Genomic DNA, 232 nt, shown 5'->3' on the forward strand with positions numbered 1-232 from the left:
AATTAAAGACAAATGGTGTACTTTGTTGATTAAAGCGAGAAAAGATGGGCCAATTTGATGAAAATTGAAAGCTTGGGGAAGAAGAGGTGATATGACAAGAAGAATTGGAAGAAGAAGAGCAAAAAAAAAGGACAAAATTCGTGTTTTCTTCGAAGCGTGGCGCGGCCGCGCCAATCAGGGGCGCGCGGCCGCGCCGCATCAAATATCATCGCGCACGGGAGCGCCATTCTGT

At 46.6% G+C, this 232-nt stretch carries 1 protein-coding gene; it reads right to left on the bottom strand.

Annotation, left to right across the window (positions count from 1 at the left end; translation table 11 throughout):
• Nucleotides 1–29: 29 nt before the first annotated feature.
• A partial coding sequence (locus F1003_RS17155) for a hypothetical protein (protein ID WP_235898446.1) occupies nucleotides 30–232 on the bottom strand: 203 nt, incomplete at its 5' end.

Origin of the sequence: Winogradskyella ouciana (assembly GCF_009709615.1) — a bacterium.
GTDB classification, from domain to species: Bacteria; Bacteroidota; Bacteroidia; order Flavobacteriales; family Flavobacteriaceae; genus Winogradskyella; species Winogradskyella ouciana.